At 66.7% G+C, this 14,467-nt stretch carries 14 protein-coding genes; 1 reads left to right on the top strand and 13 read right to left on the bottom strand.

All coding sequences use genetic code 11. The annotated features are described in order from the left end of the window. Nucleotides 1–30 precede the first annotated feature (30 nt). From CCZ28_RS06385 to CCZ28_RS06355, 7 genes are all read right to left on the bottom strand, one after another. Complete coding sequence (locus CCZ28_RS06385) at nucleotides 31–1,041, bottom strand: Ldh family oxidoreductase (protein WP_140216917.1); 1,011 nt, start codon at nucleotides 1,039–1,041, stop codon at nucleotides 31–33. Further along, complete coding sequence (locus tag CCZ28_RS06380) at nucleotides 1,038–1,871, bottom strand: substrate-binding periplasmic protein (protein WP_140216915.1); 834 nt, start codon at nucleotides 1,869–1,871, stop codon at nucleotides 1,038–1,040. The genes CCZ28_RS06385 and CCZ28_RS06380 overlap by 4 nt, the downstream gene beginning before the upstream one ends. 38 nt (nucleotides 1,872–1,909) lie before the next feature. After that, nucleotides 1,910–2,569, bottom strand: a complete 660-nt coding sequence (locus tag CCZ28_RS06375) for an amino acid ABC transporter permease (protein WP_140216913.1) — start codon at nucleotides 2,567–2,569, stop codon at nucleotides 1,910–1,912. Beyond that, nucleotides 2,566–3,207, bottom strand: coding sequence for an amino acid ABC transporter permease (locus CCZ28_RS06370; protein WP_140216911.1), 642 nt, complete (start codon nucleotides 3,205–3,207; stop codon nucleotides 2,566–2,568). The genes CCZ28_RS06375 and CCZ28_RS06370 overlap by 4 nt, the downstream gene beginning before the upstream one ends. Continuing rightward, nucleotides 3,207–4,004, bottom strand: a complete 798-nt coding sequence (locus CCZ28_RS06365; RefSeq protein ID WP_437179209.1) for an amino acid ABC transporter ATP-binding protein — start codon at nucleotides 4,002–4,004, stop codon at nucleotides 3,207–3,209. Before CCZ28_RS06365 ends, CCZ28_RS06370 begins: the two co-directional genes overlap by 1 nt. A gap of 51 nt (nucleotides 4,005–4,055) precedes the next feature. Continuing rightward, nucleotides 4,056–5,363 (bottom strand): M24 family metallopeptidase, encoded by a 1,308-nt coding sequence (locus tag CCZ28_RS06360; RefSeq protein WP_140216907.1) that lies wholly within the window; start codon nucleotides 5,361–5,363, stop codon nucleotides 4,056–4,058. 103 nt (nucleotides 5,364–5,466) lie between these two features. Continuing rightward, the gene (locus tag CCZ28_RS06355) at nucleotides 5,467–7,503 is read right to left on the bottom strand and encodes an NADH:flavin oxidoreductase (protein ID WP_140216905.1); all 2,037 of its coding nucleotides are present in this window, start codon (nucleotides 7,501–7,503) and stop codon (nucleotides 5,467–5,469) included. 127 nt (nucleotides 7,504–7,630) lie between these two features. On the opposite strand from CCZ28_RS06355, the gene CCZ28_RS06350 reads away from it, so the two are divergent. Further along, on the top strand, nucleotides 7,631–8,272 hold the full coding sequence (locus CCZ28_RS06350) for a TetR/AcrR family transcriptional regulator (RefSeq protein ID WP_140216903.1): 642 nt from the start codon (nucleotides 7,631–7,633) through the stop codon (nucleotides 8,270–8,272). A gap of 9 nt (nucleotides 8,273–8,281) precedes the next feature. On the opposite strand, the gene CCZ28_RS06345 is transcribed toward CCZ28_RS06350, so the two are convergent. From CCZ28_RS06345 to cydB, 6 genes are all read right to left on the bottom strand, one after another. Beyond that, nucleotides 8,282–9,715, bottom strand: coding sequence for an aldehyde dehydrogenase family protein (locus CCZ28_RS06345; RefSeq protein ID WP_140216901.1), 1,434 nt, complete (start codon nucleotides 9,713–9,715; stop codon nucleotides 8,282–8,284). Nucleotides 9,716–9,899: 184 nt separating this feature from the next. Continuing rightward, nucleotides 9,900–10,469 carry an NYN domain-containing protein gene (locus CCZ28_RS06340; protein ID WP_205894639.1) on the bottom strand — a complete coding sequence of 190 codons (570 nt, stop codon included), beginning with the start codon at nucleotides 10,467–10,469 and terminating at the stop codon, nucleotides 9,900–9,902. A 236-nt stretch (nucleotides 10,470–10,705) separates the two neighbouring features. After that, nucleotides 10,706–12,667, bottom strand: a complete 1,962-nt coding sequence (locus tag CCZ28_RS06335; protein ID WP_140216898.1) for a methyl-accepting chemotaxis protein — start codon at nucleotides 12,665–12,667, stop codon at nucleotides 10,706–10,708. A 229-nt stretch (nucleotides 12,668–12,896) separates the two neighbouring features. After that, the gene (locus CCZ28_RS06330) at nucleotides 12,897–13,193 is read right to left on the bottom strand and encodes a cyd operon YbgE family protein (RefSeq protein WP_140221294.1); all 297 of its coding nucleotides are present in this window, start codon (nucleotides 13,191–13,193) and stop codon (nucleotides 12,897–12,899) included. Beyond that, nucleotides 13,180–13,296 (bottom strand): cytochrome bd-I oxidase subunit CydX, encoded by a 117-nt coding sequence (gene cydX / locus CCZ28_RS06325; RefSeq protein ID WP_007158843.1) that lies wholly within the window; start codon nucleotides 13,294–13,296, stop codon nucleotides 13,180–13,182. Before cydX ends, CCZ28_RS06330 begins: the two co-directional genes overlap by 14 nt. Nucleotides 13,297–13,322: 26 nt before the next feature. Next, entirely contained in the window at nucleotides 13,323–14,462 is a 1,140-nt protein-coding gene (gene cydB / locus CCZ28_RS06320; RefSeq protein WP_140216896.1) for a cytochrome d ubiquinol oxidase subunit II, read from the bottom strand. Nucleotides 14,463–14,467 lie beyond the last annotated feature (5 nt).

Below are 14,467 nucleotides of genomic sequence, written 5' to 3'. Positions count from 1 at the left end.
AGCGAGCGCCTGAAAGTTGAAGGGGGCGGTTCAGGCCAGTGCCCTGAGCTGGTCATAGAGGCTGGCGGGTAGGGTGATGAGGGCCTCGGTGTCCCCTGGCCGAGCCCGTGTCCGGGTGATTCCGGGCAGATGGACGCCGTGTGCGGCGAGGCGTGTCAGCTGTGCGCCGAGGCGCTCGGGGAAGTGGTCGTCCAGCAATCGCGGGGCCACGGCCACCACCAGCAGACCGCTGCCCGGACTGCACGCGCCTTGGCGAAAGTCCCCGGCATCCAGCGACCAGTTCGCCCCGGTGAGTCCGGCGGCCAAGACCTCCACCATCAGGGCGATGTTGGCGCCGCGCGTGCCGCCGAAGGCCAACAGGGCACCGCGCACCGCGTCACGGGCATTGCGGGTGGGTAGGCCGTTCTCATCCAGCGCCCAGCCTGCTGGGATGGGTGCGTCGGCCGCGGCCGCGCGCAGCAGGTTGACGAAGGCCGTGGCGCTGCAGGCCTGGTCGATTGCCAGCAGGCGGCCATCAGCGGCCTGGGCGGCGAACGCCAGCGGGTTGGTCGAGTAGAGCGCCCGGCTACTGCCCTGGGGGGCCAACAGCGGCGGGCCGTTGGTGAAGGCCAGGGCCACCAGGCCGCGTTCGGCAAGGCGGCGCGGGTAGTAGCCCAGTTCGCCGCAGGTGAAGGCTTCCCGCTGGGCGAACAGGGCCAGGCCGAAGCCGTTGGCCGTTGTACAGAGATCCTCGAAGGCCCGCTCGAAACCCAGCTGGGCGATGCCGCGGCGCGCATCGCTCTGGACCAACGCCGGCGCCGGACGACTGAGCTGCGGTTCGGCGCGGGGGTCGATACGACCCTGGCGGAAGCCGTCGAGATAATCCAGCAGGTGGGCGAAGCCGAGGGCGGGCAGGCCGCGGTATTCGGCGGTCAGCGTCGCGGCGGTCAGGGCGATGGCGACCGCCTGGCTGGCCCCCTGGCGCAGGCAGCAGGCCCGCGCCAGGGTTTCGGCTTCAGGCTGAGTCAGCCTAATCGGCGTCCCATCGGCCTCCCGGCTCATTCGATCAACCGGGGAGCGCCGACGTTGGTGATCTGCTCGTCGAGGCCGTAGTGGGCAACGATCTTGCGCAGGCCACCGTCCTGGTGCAGTTGCTCGATGTAGGCCGACAGCGCTTGGCCCAGGGCTGCGTTCTGCTTGGCGAAGAGAATGGCCGCCTGGCCGGGTTGTTGCGAGGCCTTGACCCTGGGATCGCCAGCGGCGACGTTGATGCTGGCACCCGGATAGGCGCCTTTCTGCTGGGCAGTCTTGGCCACGGCGAAGCTGTCGGTGGCGACGTCGAGGCGCCCCGAGGCCAGGTCCTGGGCCATGGCCACGGGGTTGGGGTAGAGCACCAGATTGTCGCCCAGCACCTTCTTCAAGTCGGCGACCCAGAGATAGCCTTGTACGGTGCCGACGCGCTTGCCTTCGAGCTGATCGATGCGGCTCAGGTTGTCCTTGGAGATGATGCCCATAACGTCGAGGAAGGTGGGGGCGGAAAGACCCAGCACCTTGGCCCGCTCGGCGGTGCGATACCAGTCGCCGATGCCAACGTCGGCCCGCCGGGTGATCACCGATTGCACCACCGCGGCGGTGTCCACGGTGGTGGCGCGCACGGTTAGGCACTCCTGGGCGGCGAAGCCGTTGAGGATATCGCCTTCCACACCGGCGATCTGGCCGTCGGGGCCGGGGATGGCATAGGGCGGGAAGACGTAGGTCGCGACCTTGAGCACGCCTCTTTCCAGGGTGTCGAAGGTATGCGCGGGCTTGCAGTCGGCCAGGGCGGCGGCGCTGCCGCACAGCAGCAGAGTGGCGAAGGTGAGACGCTTGAAGAGGGTAGCTGCATCGGTCATGGCGGTGGTCCTCGGTATGCTGATCGGCAGGGCGAAGGTCAGGCCCGTTCCGGGGCCAGGCGGCGTTCCAGGTTTCCCACCAGCAGGGCTGCGGGAATGCACAGGGCCGCGTACATCACACCCGCCAGGACCAGCACGGGCATGTATTGGAAGGTGCTGGAGCCGATCATCGAGGCGCGGCTCACCAATTCCGGCAGGGCGATGGTGAAGCACAGCGACGAGGCCTGGAAAATCATGATGGAGAAGCCCAGCAGCGCCGGGATGGCGATACGCAGGGCCTGCGGCAGGATGACGAAGCGCAGGGCGTCGAGCGGGGTGAGTCCGATCACGTCCGCCGCCTCGCGCTGGCCCTGGGCGACGGCGTTCAGGCCGCCCCTAAGGATCTCGCTGGTGTAGGCGCCGGTGCAGTAGGCCAGCGCCAGGGCGGCGGCGCTGTAGGCGCTGAGGGTGATGTGCGCGGAGGGCAGGCCGAAATAGAAGTACTGCAGCAGGATCAGCGCCGGGGCGCCTCGTCCCAGTTCCACCACTACCACGGTCAGCCAGCGCAGCGGCAGCCTGCGGCTGGACACGCCCAGGGCGAACAGCAGCCCCAGCGGAATGCCGACCAGCAGGGCCAGGGCGGTCACCTGCAGCGAGAGCAGCAGGCCGTGCCACAGATCCGGAAACCATTCGACCCAGTTGGCGAGGAGTTCGGTCATCGCTGGATCCTCCGGCCGAGGTGGTCGCCTAGGCGCCGGGCGAACAACGCCACCGGCACGCTCAGGGCGATGTAAAGCAGGGCGGCCAGGCTGTATACCGGCAAGCCCTGGAAGGTCTGCTGGGTCTGCTGGTAGGCAGCGGCGCTGATGTCGGTGACGCCCAGGGTCGAGGCGATGGCCGAGTCCTTGAGCAGGCCGATGGCATAGGTGGCGGCGGCCGGGATGGCGATGCGCACCAGTTGCGGCAGGATGACGTCGAAGAAGCGCTGCCGGGCGCTGAGGTTGAGCACCAGCGCCGCCTCGTACTGGCCGGCGGGGATGCCGGTGAGGGCACCCCGGTAGACCTCGGCCATATGCGCGGCGGTGATCAGCCCTAGACCGAGGGTGGCTGCGGCGAAGGGCGACAGGGTCAACCAGCCGCCGCCCAGGCCGAAGAAGATGAAGAACAACCAGACGATGGGCGGAATGGCGCGCAAGGTGAGGATTACCGTAAAGGCGAGGAGGCGCAGAGGCTTGAGTCGGCACACCCGCAGGCCACAGAGCGGGAAACCCAGCACCAGGCCGATGGCGAAGGCGGTCGCGGTCACCGCCAGGGTCCAGGGAATGCCCTGCAGCAGGGCGAGCAGGATGGCGCCCATCAGCGATTCCTCACCGCGGCCAGGAAGCGCTGGACCCGTTCGTGTTGTGGATGGCGCATGACCTGGGCGCTCGGTCCCTGTTCGATGATGCGGCCGTCCGCCATGACCACCACGCGGTCGGAGACGGTCTCGGCGAAGTGCATCTCGTGGGTGACCATGATCATCGACATGCCTTCCTGGGCCAGCTCCTGCATCACCTTGAGCACCTCCATGCCCAGCTCCGGGTCCAGCGCCGAGGTGGGCTCGTCGAACAGCATCAGCTCCGGGTCCAGAGCCAGGGCACGGGCAATGGCCACACGCTGCTGCTGACCGCCGGAACACTGGCTGGGATAGGCCTTGGCCTTGGCGGCCAGGCCGACGCGTTCGAGCAGCTGCAGCGAGCGCCGGTCAGCTTCCTGGCGACTGCGCCCCAGGCTGCACACCTGGGCGAGGCTGACGTTCTGCAGCACGGTCAGGTGCGGAAAGAGATTGAACGACTGAAAGACCATGCCGATGCGCCGCCGCAAGGCCACCAGTTGCTGGCGAGAGACCTGGCCGGCCTGCAGGCTCAGGCCTTCCAGGGTCACGCTGCCACTGGTGGGCGGCTCCAACTGGTTGATGCAGCGCAGCAGGGTGCTCTTGCCCGAGCCGCTGGGGCCGATAATGGCCAGCACCTCGCCCTTGGCCATGTCCAGGGATACGTCGTGCAAGACCTCATAGGGCCCGAAATGCTTGCCGATGCCTTCCAGACGCAGGAACGCCGGACGCTCATCGGGTTGCTCCGGCACCGACGACACGGGGGTTCTGACGATACTCATGGCGCTCATCTCGCTCTCCTCGCAGGTGCCTCCATAGGGGAGGCGGGGCCATCAGGCCAGATCGGGATCCAACAACGGCGTGCGCGACAGCTTCACCGCACCCTTCGCTGTGATCACCACCTGTTCCTCCAGCTTCACGCCCTCGGGGCCGCCCTGCTCACCGATGAAGCTTTCTACCGAGACCACCATGTTCTCGGCGAAGGTGCCGTCGTAACCCCAGTCGGCGAAGTCGGTGGCGTAGGCCACGCTGGGGTACTCGTCCACCAGGCCGACGCCGTGCAGCATCATCATGTAGCGGTTGTGCCGATACTTTTCCGGCACTGGCCAGCAGCGCTCGGCGAATTCGCGGAAGCCCAGGCCGGGACGCAGCAGGTTGATGTTCTGTGTCAGCTGCTCAGCCGCGGTCTGCAAGAGGTCGCGCTGGCGCGCCGTGGCCGGCTGGCCGGGGCAGACGAAGCTGCGCGAGATGTCCGACAGGTAGCCGCCGGGGCCGACCATGTCGGTATCGAAGCAGACCATTTCCCCGGCCTGGATGGGTTTGTCGGTGGCGTCCTGGAACCAGGGATTGGTGCGCTGGCCGGAGCTGAGCAGGCGGCTCTCGGCCCATTCGCCGCCGTGGGCGACGTTGGTGCCGTGCAGGATGCTCCACAGCTGGTTCTCGGTGATGCCGGGCCGCAGGCTGGCGCGCATCCGCGCGATGGCCAGGTCGCAGACGCCCATCGAGACCCGGTGGCTGGCCAGTTCCTCGGCCGACTTGATCAGCCGCGCCTGCTCCATCAGCGGCTGGGCGTCGTGCAGACTCAGGCCGAGGTTCACCAGCTTGGTGGCGCCCCAGGGATCGCAGCGATCCACCGTCAGGCGCCGATTACCGCCGCCGTGGTGCAGCACCAGTTCGGCGACCTCCTGGGCCCAGCCGTTGGCCTTTTCCTCGACCCGCGGACCGGCCAGGAAGTACAGCCAGGGCGTGGCCGGGCGGATCTCGTCGAGGGTCTCGATGTGTTCGCTGTTGTGCTTGCTGCTGGTGAAGTCGAACAGGATCACCGGGCCGTTGGTGGTCACCAGCACATAGCGGCTGGGCGAATGCATCACCCACAGCCCCAGGTTGTTGGTGTCGGTGGCGTAGCGGATGTTGATCGGATCGGCCAGCAGCACGCCGGCGTAGTCGTGCGCCACCAGTTGCGCGCGGATGCGCTCAAGGCGATAGCGGCGCAGGGCACGGCGGTCGATGGCGGCGTGGGCACGCAGCAGGTCTTCGTCGAGCGGGGCGAGGTGATACTCGCTGACGCGGCTGTCTCGGCGAAAGCTGAGGCGCGCGTCGGCGACCGGATCGAAGCCGGCAAGTGAATCTGGGTGCTGCATGAGGACCTCGTCTGGCCAGCCTGGGCCGGCATGCTCTTGTGAGACGTCGAAGAGGCAGTAGCAAAAGGGTGTAACAGGCTCGCCATAGGACGAACCGACCTTCTTAGAGGTCTTTCACCAGGCGTAGCGCGTCGTAGATGGCGGCGTGGGTATTGCGCGAAGACACCGCGTCGCCGATGCGGAACAGTTGGAAACGACCCGCAGGATTGGTGGCGAGCTGCTGCGGTCGGCCGACGATCAGGTCCTGATATTCCACCGCGCCCTCGTTGCTCGCCAGCGGCTTGAGGTCGAAGTAGAGCTCGTCCAGGGGCAGGGTGCCGTGGTTAACCACCACCTGGTCGTAGTGGCAGACCCTTTCCAGATCGCTGTAGTCGGTGCCGACGATGGCCTTGAGCCGGTCGCCGTCACGCTCCACCGCTTTCAGGCGGTAGGTCACGGTGAAGTGGGTATCGAGCCCCTGCAGGGATCTCATGTAGGGCACCAGGTTCATGCCCATCACCTCCGGGGCGAAGCTACGGTCGGGAGTCATGATTTCGGTACGGGCGCCGCTACGGGCGATGAATTCGGCCGCCTGCAGCCCGGCGTGGTCGCCGGCGTCGTCGTAGACCAGCACATTGCTCCCCGGCTTGACGTCGCCGGCGATGATGTCCCAGCTGGATACCACCAGCTCGTTGCCGCGTTCGAGCACCTCGGTGTGGGGCAGGCCGCCGGTGGCGATGATCACCACGTCGGGATCTTCCGCCTGCACCCGCTCGGCGTCCGCCCAGGTATTGAAGTGGAACTGCACGCCGAGGCGATCGCACTGGGCCAGGCGCCAGTCGATGATGCTCTGCATCTCCTTGCGCCGCTCGGACTGGGCGGTGAGCCGCACCTGGCCGCCGGCCTGCTCGGCCAGCTCCAGCACCACCACCTGGTGACCGCGCTCGCCAGCCACGCGGGCGGCTTCGAGCCCGCCAGGGCCGGCACCGACCACCACCACCTTGCGCCGGGTCGCGGCCTTGGGGATGGTGTGGGGCATGCTGGTCTCGCGGCCGGTGGCGGCGTTGTGGATGCAATAGGCCGCGCCAGCGTTGTAGATGCGATCCAGGCAGTAGTTGGCGCCCACGCAGGGGCGGATGTCGTCTTCGCGGCCTTCGATCAGCTTGCGCACCAGGTGCGGATCGGTCATGTGCGCCCGGGTCATGCCGACCATGTCCACCAGCCCCGCTGCGATGGCGTGGCGGGCGGTGGCAATGTCGGGAATCTTGGCCGCATGGAAGGTGGGAAAGCCGGTGCGCGAACGGATCTCGCCGGCGAAGTCCAGGTGCGGGGCGTTGCGCATGCCCTGCACCGGGATGATGTCGGTGAGGGCGGCATCGGTGGCGATGTTGCCGCGGATGACGTTGAGGAAGTCGATCATCCCGCTTTCCTTGAGCAACTGGGTGATGGTCAGGCCTTCGTCCTTGGTCAGGCCGCCCTTGGCGACCTCGTCGGCGGTGTAGCGCATGCCGACGATGAACTGGTCGCCGACTCGGGCGCGGATGGCCTTGAGCACCTCGAAGGTGAAGGTCAGGCGATTGCGCAGGGAGCCGCCGTAGGGTTCGTCCAGGTCGTTGGTCAGCGGCGACCAGAACTGGTCCATCAGGTGGCCGTAGGCCTGCAGCTCGATGCCGTCCATGCCGGCGGCGACCATGCGTTCGGCGGCGTCGGCGTAGTCCTTGACGATGCGCTCCATGTCCCAGGTTTCCAGGCGCTTGGGAAAGGCGCGGTGAGCCGGCTCGCGGCTGTGGGAGGAGGACACCACCGGCAGCCAGTCGCCTTTGTCCCAGCGGGTGCGGCGGCCCAAGTGGGTCAGCTGGATCATCACCGCTGCGCCATGCTCGTGGCACTCGTCGGTGAGGTCCTTGAGCCAGCCGACCACCTCGTCCTTGTAGGCCAGCACGTTGTTGAACACTGGCGGACTGTCCCGCGAGATGGCCGCCGAGCCGGCGGTCATGGTCATGGCCACTCCGGCCTTGGCCCGCTCCACGTGATAGGCGCGGTAGAGCTGCTTGGGCATGCCTTCTTCGGGGTAGGCGGGTTCGTGGGAGGTGATGATGACGCGGTTGCGCAGCGTCAGGTGCTTGAGTTGATACGGCTGCAGCAAGGGATCGTTCTTCATGTCCGGAGTCCACCAGCGCTCATCAGGTGGAAAGAACTTAAAACCCTGTGTACACAGGTGTCAACTAAAATGACATGGGTGAACATTTTGGCTTGTTGAGCCTGTGGACGGGCTGTACTATCGCCCCATGAATGCATCGAATCCCGCTGTTATCGAACCCGCGCGCGGCTCCCTGGAGAGCTGGCTCACCGCTGCCTACGAGAGCCTCAAGGACGCCGGCGTGGATGCCGTGCGCATCCAGCCGCTGGCCAAGAAGCTCAAGCTGTCGCGCACCAGCTTCTACTGGTTCTTCGAGGATCGGGAGGCGCTGCTGCAGGCGCTCATCGATCAATGGAAGAGCAAGAACACCGGCAACCTGGTGGCCCGTACCGAGGCCTATGCCGAGTCCATCACCGAGGCCATCCTCAACGTCTTCGACTGCTGGCTGGATGCCCGGTTGTTCGATTCCCAGTTCGAGTTCGCCATGCGCAGCTGGGCGCTGCAGTCCGCCGAGGTGGCGCAGGACATCGCCGAGGCCGACGCCCTGCGCATCGCCGCGCTCAAGGCCATGTTCGACCGCTTCGGCTTCGAGGACCGCGCGGCCGAGACCCGCGCCCGCTCCATCTACCTGACCCAGATCGGCTACATCAGCATGAAGACCGTCGAGCCCCTGGAGCGCCGGCTAATCTTCATTCCCGAATACCTGAAGATCTTCACCGGCCTGGAGCCGGAGCCACGGGAGCTGGAGCGCTTCCTCAGCCGGCACCAGCTGATACGCCCCTTGAGTTGAGGACTCGCCTCAACCGCGCCCGACCAGGCGCGAGACCCAGAGCGCCAGGCGCAGCTTGGCCTTGGAGTAGGGCGGGAACAGTAGCTTGACCGCCAGCCAGGGGCCGGCGCGCAGCACGCTGCGCTCGTGGGAGAAGGTGCGAAAGCCCGCCAAGCCGTGAGCGCTGCCGCTGCCCGAATGATTGACGCCGCCGAACGGCAGGTTGACCTGGGTGTACTGCTGCATGCACAGGTTGAGGCCGAGGCTGCCGGAACGGGTGCGCGCCAGCACCTGTCGCTGCACCTGCCGGTCACGGCTCCAGAGATAGAGCGCCAGGGGCTTGGGGCCGGCATCGATGCGCTGCAGGACGTCGTCCAGCTCGTCGTAGGCGATCACCGGCAGCAGCGGCCCGAAGATCTCCACCTGGTCGAGGGGGCTGGCGATGGCCGAGCAATCCAGCAGGGTCGGCGCCAGGTAGCGTCGGGCCACGTCGTGGTCGCCACCGCAGATCAGCCGGGCACCGGCGGCCTGGGCGCGCTGCAGCAGCTCGGCGAGTCCTGCCGCATGGCGTTCGTGGATGAGCTGGGCGAGGTCCGGGCTGGCGGCGGGATCGCTGCCATAGCGCTGGGCCAGCAGGCGGCGGCAGCGTTCGTTGAAGGCGTCCAGCAGGCTGCGATGGACGAAGACATGATCCGGCGCGATGCAGGACTGGCCGGCATTGAAGAACTTGCCCCAGAGCAGCAGCTCCACGGCGGCGTCCAGATCGGCGCTGGCCTCGACGATAGCTGGCGACTTGCCGCCCAGTTCCAGGGTGACCGACGCCATGTGCAGGGCGGCGGCCTGCATGACCAAGCGACCGACCGCCGTCGAACCGGTAAAGAAGAAGTGATCGAACGGCAGGGCCAGCAGCGCCTGGGCGGTGGCCACGCCGCCTTCGCAGAAGGCCACGGTATCCGGCGCGAAGGCCTCGGTGATTAGCTCGCGCAGCACCTGGTTGATCGCCGGGGTGAATTCCGATGGCTTGAGGATCACGGTATTGCCAGCGGCCAATGCCGATACCAGCGGCCCGAGCAGGATGGAGACCGGGTAGTTCCAGGGGCCGATGATCAGGCAGCGCCCCCGCGGCTGCCGCTGGATATGCGCCGGGGAGCCCAGCGAGGTGAGGGTGGCCCGGACCCGTTGCGGGCGCATCCAGCGCCGCAGGTGGCGCCGGGCATGCTGGATTTCCTCCAGCACCGGCATGATTTCCGACAGCTCCACCTCCACCTCGGGCTTGCCGAAGTCTGCGCGAAAGGCGGCGTAGAGAGCCGCTCGGCGGGCCACCAGGGCCGTGTGCAGACGCTGCAACGAGGCGAGGCGGTCGGCGGTGGTGGAGGTGCGCAGGGCCAGGGCGCGGGGACCTTGGGCAGTGAACAGACGCTGCAGTTCAGCGACATCGGCAGTGTCGGGCGGGGAAGCAGGCATGGCAGGGGTCCGCTGGGGCTGAGAGGCGCCGGGCCGGGCGGTAGCCAACCCGGCCGCGTTTCAGTGTCACTCTACTGCGGGTCAGGGGCTTCGCCCATGGCTACCGATGCGCTTTCAGGTCCCGTTGGACAGGGCGCCCGAAACCCTGTCGCGATGTCCTTACCCTTTCCACTCGGAGACCACACTAGCGTGCGATAGCCGCCTCGATATCCTTGAACTCCACCACCCGAACGTAGGGGGCGATCTCGCCACTGATCGAAAAATGGGCGCCGATCACCGTGACTTCGACGCCCTCGTTTTCCACCAGGTGCTGGACGACCTCATGGAAGTCGCCGTCGCCTGCCACCAGGTAAAGCTTCTTCCAACCGCGCTTCGTGTGGGAGCGCATGAGATTGAACGCCAAGCCAACATCGACGCCTTTCTGACTTTTCGTCGTGTACTGCTCGCCCGTCACGGGATGCAGAATCGGCCCGCCACCTGCCGACGCGGGCCACTCGTGGCTTTTGCTTTGCAGCCAATAGAGCTTGACCCTCAACCCGGCGCCCTTGGGTGGGGCCGAGCTGAGGAATTTATTGAAGTTGGTCTGGGCGATAGTGGGCGGATCGCTATCGCAGTTGAAGTAGTAGGCGTCGCCGATGCGTTCTCCCGCATCCTGTTCGATAAATTGGCGGAGCTTGAGATAATCGAATTTAGCGTTGGATACGGAACCGTTCCAGGCGCTCAAAGCGTAAGCGCCGTCGACGAACCAGGCCACACCCTGTTGCTTTGTCGTTGCCATCGTATTGCGGGGACCGAGCCTTTTTACCGTTGATGAGCGTACACCCGCACGCGGGATGCCCAGGAGCCCATTGTGAGCGCAATTGCGTCTTCGCGCCTCACTTCCTTAGATCAACGACTTGCGACGCCTGGCGAGCCGTTATTGAAAAAGTGCCGCGGCGTCGCTCTACCGTGGCGCAGGCGCTCTGCGACGAGCGCTCGCGCTGGAACCGCTCAGGCTACCTGGAAGCGCCCCACCAGCGACTGCTGCTGCTCGGCCAGGCGGGCCAGCTCGCGGCTGGTGACGGCGGTCTGCTCGGCACCGGCGCTGACCTGGATCACCAGGTCGTTGATGTCGTTGACGTTGCGGCTGATCTCTTCAGCGACCTGGCTCTGCTGCTCGGCAGCGGAGGCCACCTGGATGGTACGGTCGTTGATCAGGGTCACGCCCTCGGCGATCTCGCCGAGCAACTCGCCGGCCCGCACCACGTTGCTGGCGCCGGTCTGTACCTGGCTCAGGGTTTCCTGCATGGCTTGGGTGGCGCGGTCGGAGCCGGTCTGCAAATGGCTGATCATCTGTTGGATGTTGCCGGTGGACTGCTGGGTCTTTTGCGCCAGGGCGCGCACCTCGTCGGCTACCACGGCGAAGCCGCGGCCCGCCTCGCCGGCGCGGGCGGCCTCGATGGCAGCGTTGAGTGCCAGTAGATTGGTCTGTTCGGCGATACCGCGGATCACGTCCAGCACCGAGGAGATGGAATCGCTCTCCTGCTTGAGCTCGGCGATGATCGCCGAGGTGCGCTCGGCCTGTACCGACAGGCCTTGCACCAGGCTGATGGTGGCCTGCAATTCGCGGCGACCCTGGCTGGTATTGCCCTCGACCTGCCGCGAGCCTTCGGCGGCCTCGGTGGTGCTGCGGGCGACATCCTTCACGGTCGCGCTCATCTCGGCGATGGCGGTGGCCACCTGGTCGGTGCCCAGGCGCTGCTGGGCGACGTTCTGGCTGGTCTGGACGGCGACCGCAGAGGCTTCTTCGGCGGCGGTGGCGACCTGCATGGTGGCCGCGCCGATTTCCTGGATCACCTGGCCGAGCTCCTGGCTCATGAGATTGAGATTGCCGGTGATGGTGCCGAACTCATCGCGGCCTTGGTAGGCGCAGCGCGCGGTGAGGTCACGGGTGGCCAGGCGGGTCAGGGTGCCGTTGACCTGGTCGACCGCCTGCTTGATGTTGCGAATGATCGCCCAGGCCAGCGCCGACACGGCTACCAGCACTACCAGCACTAGGCCGAGGGTGGTCCAGAGGTCACGGCTGGCGCGGGCACGGGCTTGTTCGGCGAGGACGCTGACACTGGCTCCTAGGTCATTTTCCACGGCACTCATCAGGTCGATGCGCTGGGTGGCGAGGTTGAACCAATCCTCGGGCTTGACGCCCAGGGGATCGCCCAGGGGGATCTCGAACGCCAGTTGCTGCAGGCGGCTGACCTCCCGGGCGCTGGGTTGTTTGAAGGCGGCGTCGAGTTGTTGGATGAATGCCGGCGTGGCCTTGCGCTGGAAGGCATCGGCATAGGCGGAAAATTCGCCCAGATTGCGCGCGAAGCGCGACAGCAGGGCGGCGTCGAAGCGATTCTGGTTGAACGCCAGGCCCAGGAGTACCCGCTCGCGGCCCGCTCTTTCCTTTATCTCGACGAACAGGTTCAGGGCACCCAGCGCACGCAGGATGGCCGAGTCCTCGACCCCGGCTTCGAGGGCGTGGGTGTAGCCGATCAGCGCCTTGATGAGGTCGGTATAGGCGGTACCGGACTGGGTGCTGTTGAGCCCCAGGCCGTCGACCTTGGTCCGCAGCTCAGGCAAGCCGTCCAGGGTGCGCAATACGCTTTGGAGGGCGGCATCGTCGCTGCTGGCCACGGCCCGCAGGTCGCTCTGGGCCTGGTCGCTGTCCTGGCGGAAGCTCTTGAGCTTGTCCTGCATCGCCTTGCCGCCGCTGCCGAGGAACACCCCACTGGCGCCGCGTTCGCGCTGCAGACGGGTGACCACGGCGCTGATGCGCTGGGCGGCGGCGCTGGCGGTCACGGTGTGTTGCATGTCCTTGAGCGTCCGATAGCGCTCGGCGGTATAGAGACTGGAAATCACCAGAAAACCGGCCAACGGCAAGAGCAGGATCAACAGGAGCTTGGTACTGAGCGGGGCATTCCTGAGCATGGGTCGATTCTCTGGCGTCGAACGGTCGCGCGGCGGGCATGAAGGCGGTGGGCGGCCAAGCAGTGCGCTGGCCTTTCCGGCGTGTCGGCAGGTGGCGGAGAAGCTTAATAGTCAAGCTAGTGTGCGGGATGACTGGCGGGATCGGCGGCATTGCCGCCTGTGGGTAGCGCCGCGTCTGGCGCGGCGGCGCGAGCCCGTTGGCGTGCCAGACGTTTATTGTCGGTCTAAATCAGCCCAGTTGGGCCTTGAGCAGCAGCGCATAGCCCAGCACCAGCAACGGCCAGCCCACCACCGGTCCGAACAGCAGCCGCCACAGCCACAGCCGTGGTACGAAGCCGACGCCGTGGACCAGCCCGGCGGAGACACCGAGCATCACCGCCATCAGCAGCGGATGGCTGTAGTGGCCGCTGGTGTCGAGCATCAACCCAGGGTGGATCAGCAGCAGCAGTGCTAGGGGCGCCGCTAGCAGCAGGGACAGCGTCCGCCCGAGCGGGTGGACGCGGGGCAGAGCTTCAGCATTCGGCATCGTCATGGACGTCCAGCTCCCGGGTGCTTTCCAGCCAGAGGGCGTTGATGATGCCAAAGCTCGCGGCGAGCAGGACACCGAGAATCCAGGTGAAGTACCACATGGCGAATCTCCTTGAAGGTGGCTCGATCAGTAGAGGCCGTGGGGGTTGGCGTCGATGAAGCGGTCGTCGACCTTGCCCCACATCCGCCGGTAGCTCCACAGGGTGTAGGCCAGGATGATGGGCACGAAGATCGCCGCGGCGACGAACATGATGCCCAGGGTGCGCTGGCTGGAAACGGCGTCCCAGATGGTGAGACTCGACGCCAGGTCCAGGCTCGACGGCAGCACGAAGGGAAACAGCGCGCAGCCGGCGGTGGCGATAGTGCCGACGATGGCCAGGGCGGTGCCGGCGAAGGCCAGGCCTGCCTGGCGCCAACTGCTGCCGAGCAGGGCCAGCACACTGCCGAGTACCGCCAGCACTGGGGCGAGCAGCGTTAGCGGCTGGGCATGATAGTTGGCCAGCCAACCCGGATTGCCGGCGGTCACCACCTTGTGCAGCGGATTCAGGGCGCTGCCCGGATCGCCCTGGCTGACCAGCAGGTAGCCCTCGAAGCCGTACGCCAGCCAGACCCCGGCCAGGCCGAAGGTGGCCAGGTGGAGCAGGGCGCAGAGGCCGGTGGCGCGCCGGGCACGCTCGCCCAGGGCCTGGTGGGTACGCAGCATCAGCCAGGCGCCGCCATGGGCGCAGAGCATGGCCAGGCTGACCAGCCCGCAGAGCAGGGCGAAGGGATTGAGCAGGGCGAAGAAGCTGCCGCTGTAGGTGGTTCTCAGGGTGTCGTCGAGTTGGAAGGGCACGCCCTGGAAGAGGTTGCCGAAGGCTACGCCGAACACCAGCGCCGGGACCAGGCTACCGGCGAACAGCCCCCAATCCCAGGCGTTGCGCCAGCGGGGGTTGTCCAGCTTGCTGCGGTAGTCGAAGCCCACCGGGCGCAGGAACAGAGCGAAGAGCACCAGCAGCAGCGCCCAGTAGAGCCCGGAGAAGGCGGTGGCATAGACCAGCGGCCAGGCGGCGAAGAGGGCGCCGCCCGCGGTGATGAACCACACCTGGTTGCCATCCCAGTGCGGAGCGATGCTGTTGATGGCGGCGCGGCGTTCCTTGTCGGTCTTGCCGATCAGCGGCATCAGGATCATGGCGCCCATGTCGAAGCCATCGGTGAGGGCGAAGCCGATCAGCAATACGCCGATCAGTACCCACCAGCTGAGCTTGAGCACTTCGTAGTCGAACATGGCGG

Source organism: Pseudomonas oryzihabitans (assembly GCF_006384975.1).
Taxonomy (GTDB): domain Bacteria; phylum Pseudomonadota; class Gammaproteobacteria; order Pseudomonadales; family Pseudomonadaceae; genus Chryseomonas; species Chryseomonas psychrotolerans_B.
Note: the sequence above shows the minus strand (reverse complement) of the source record. Positions and strands in the feature narration are given on the sequence as shown.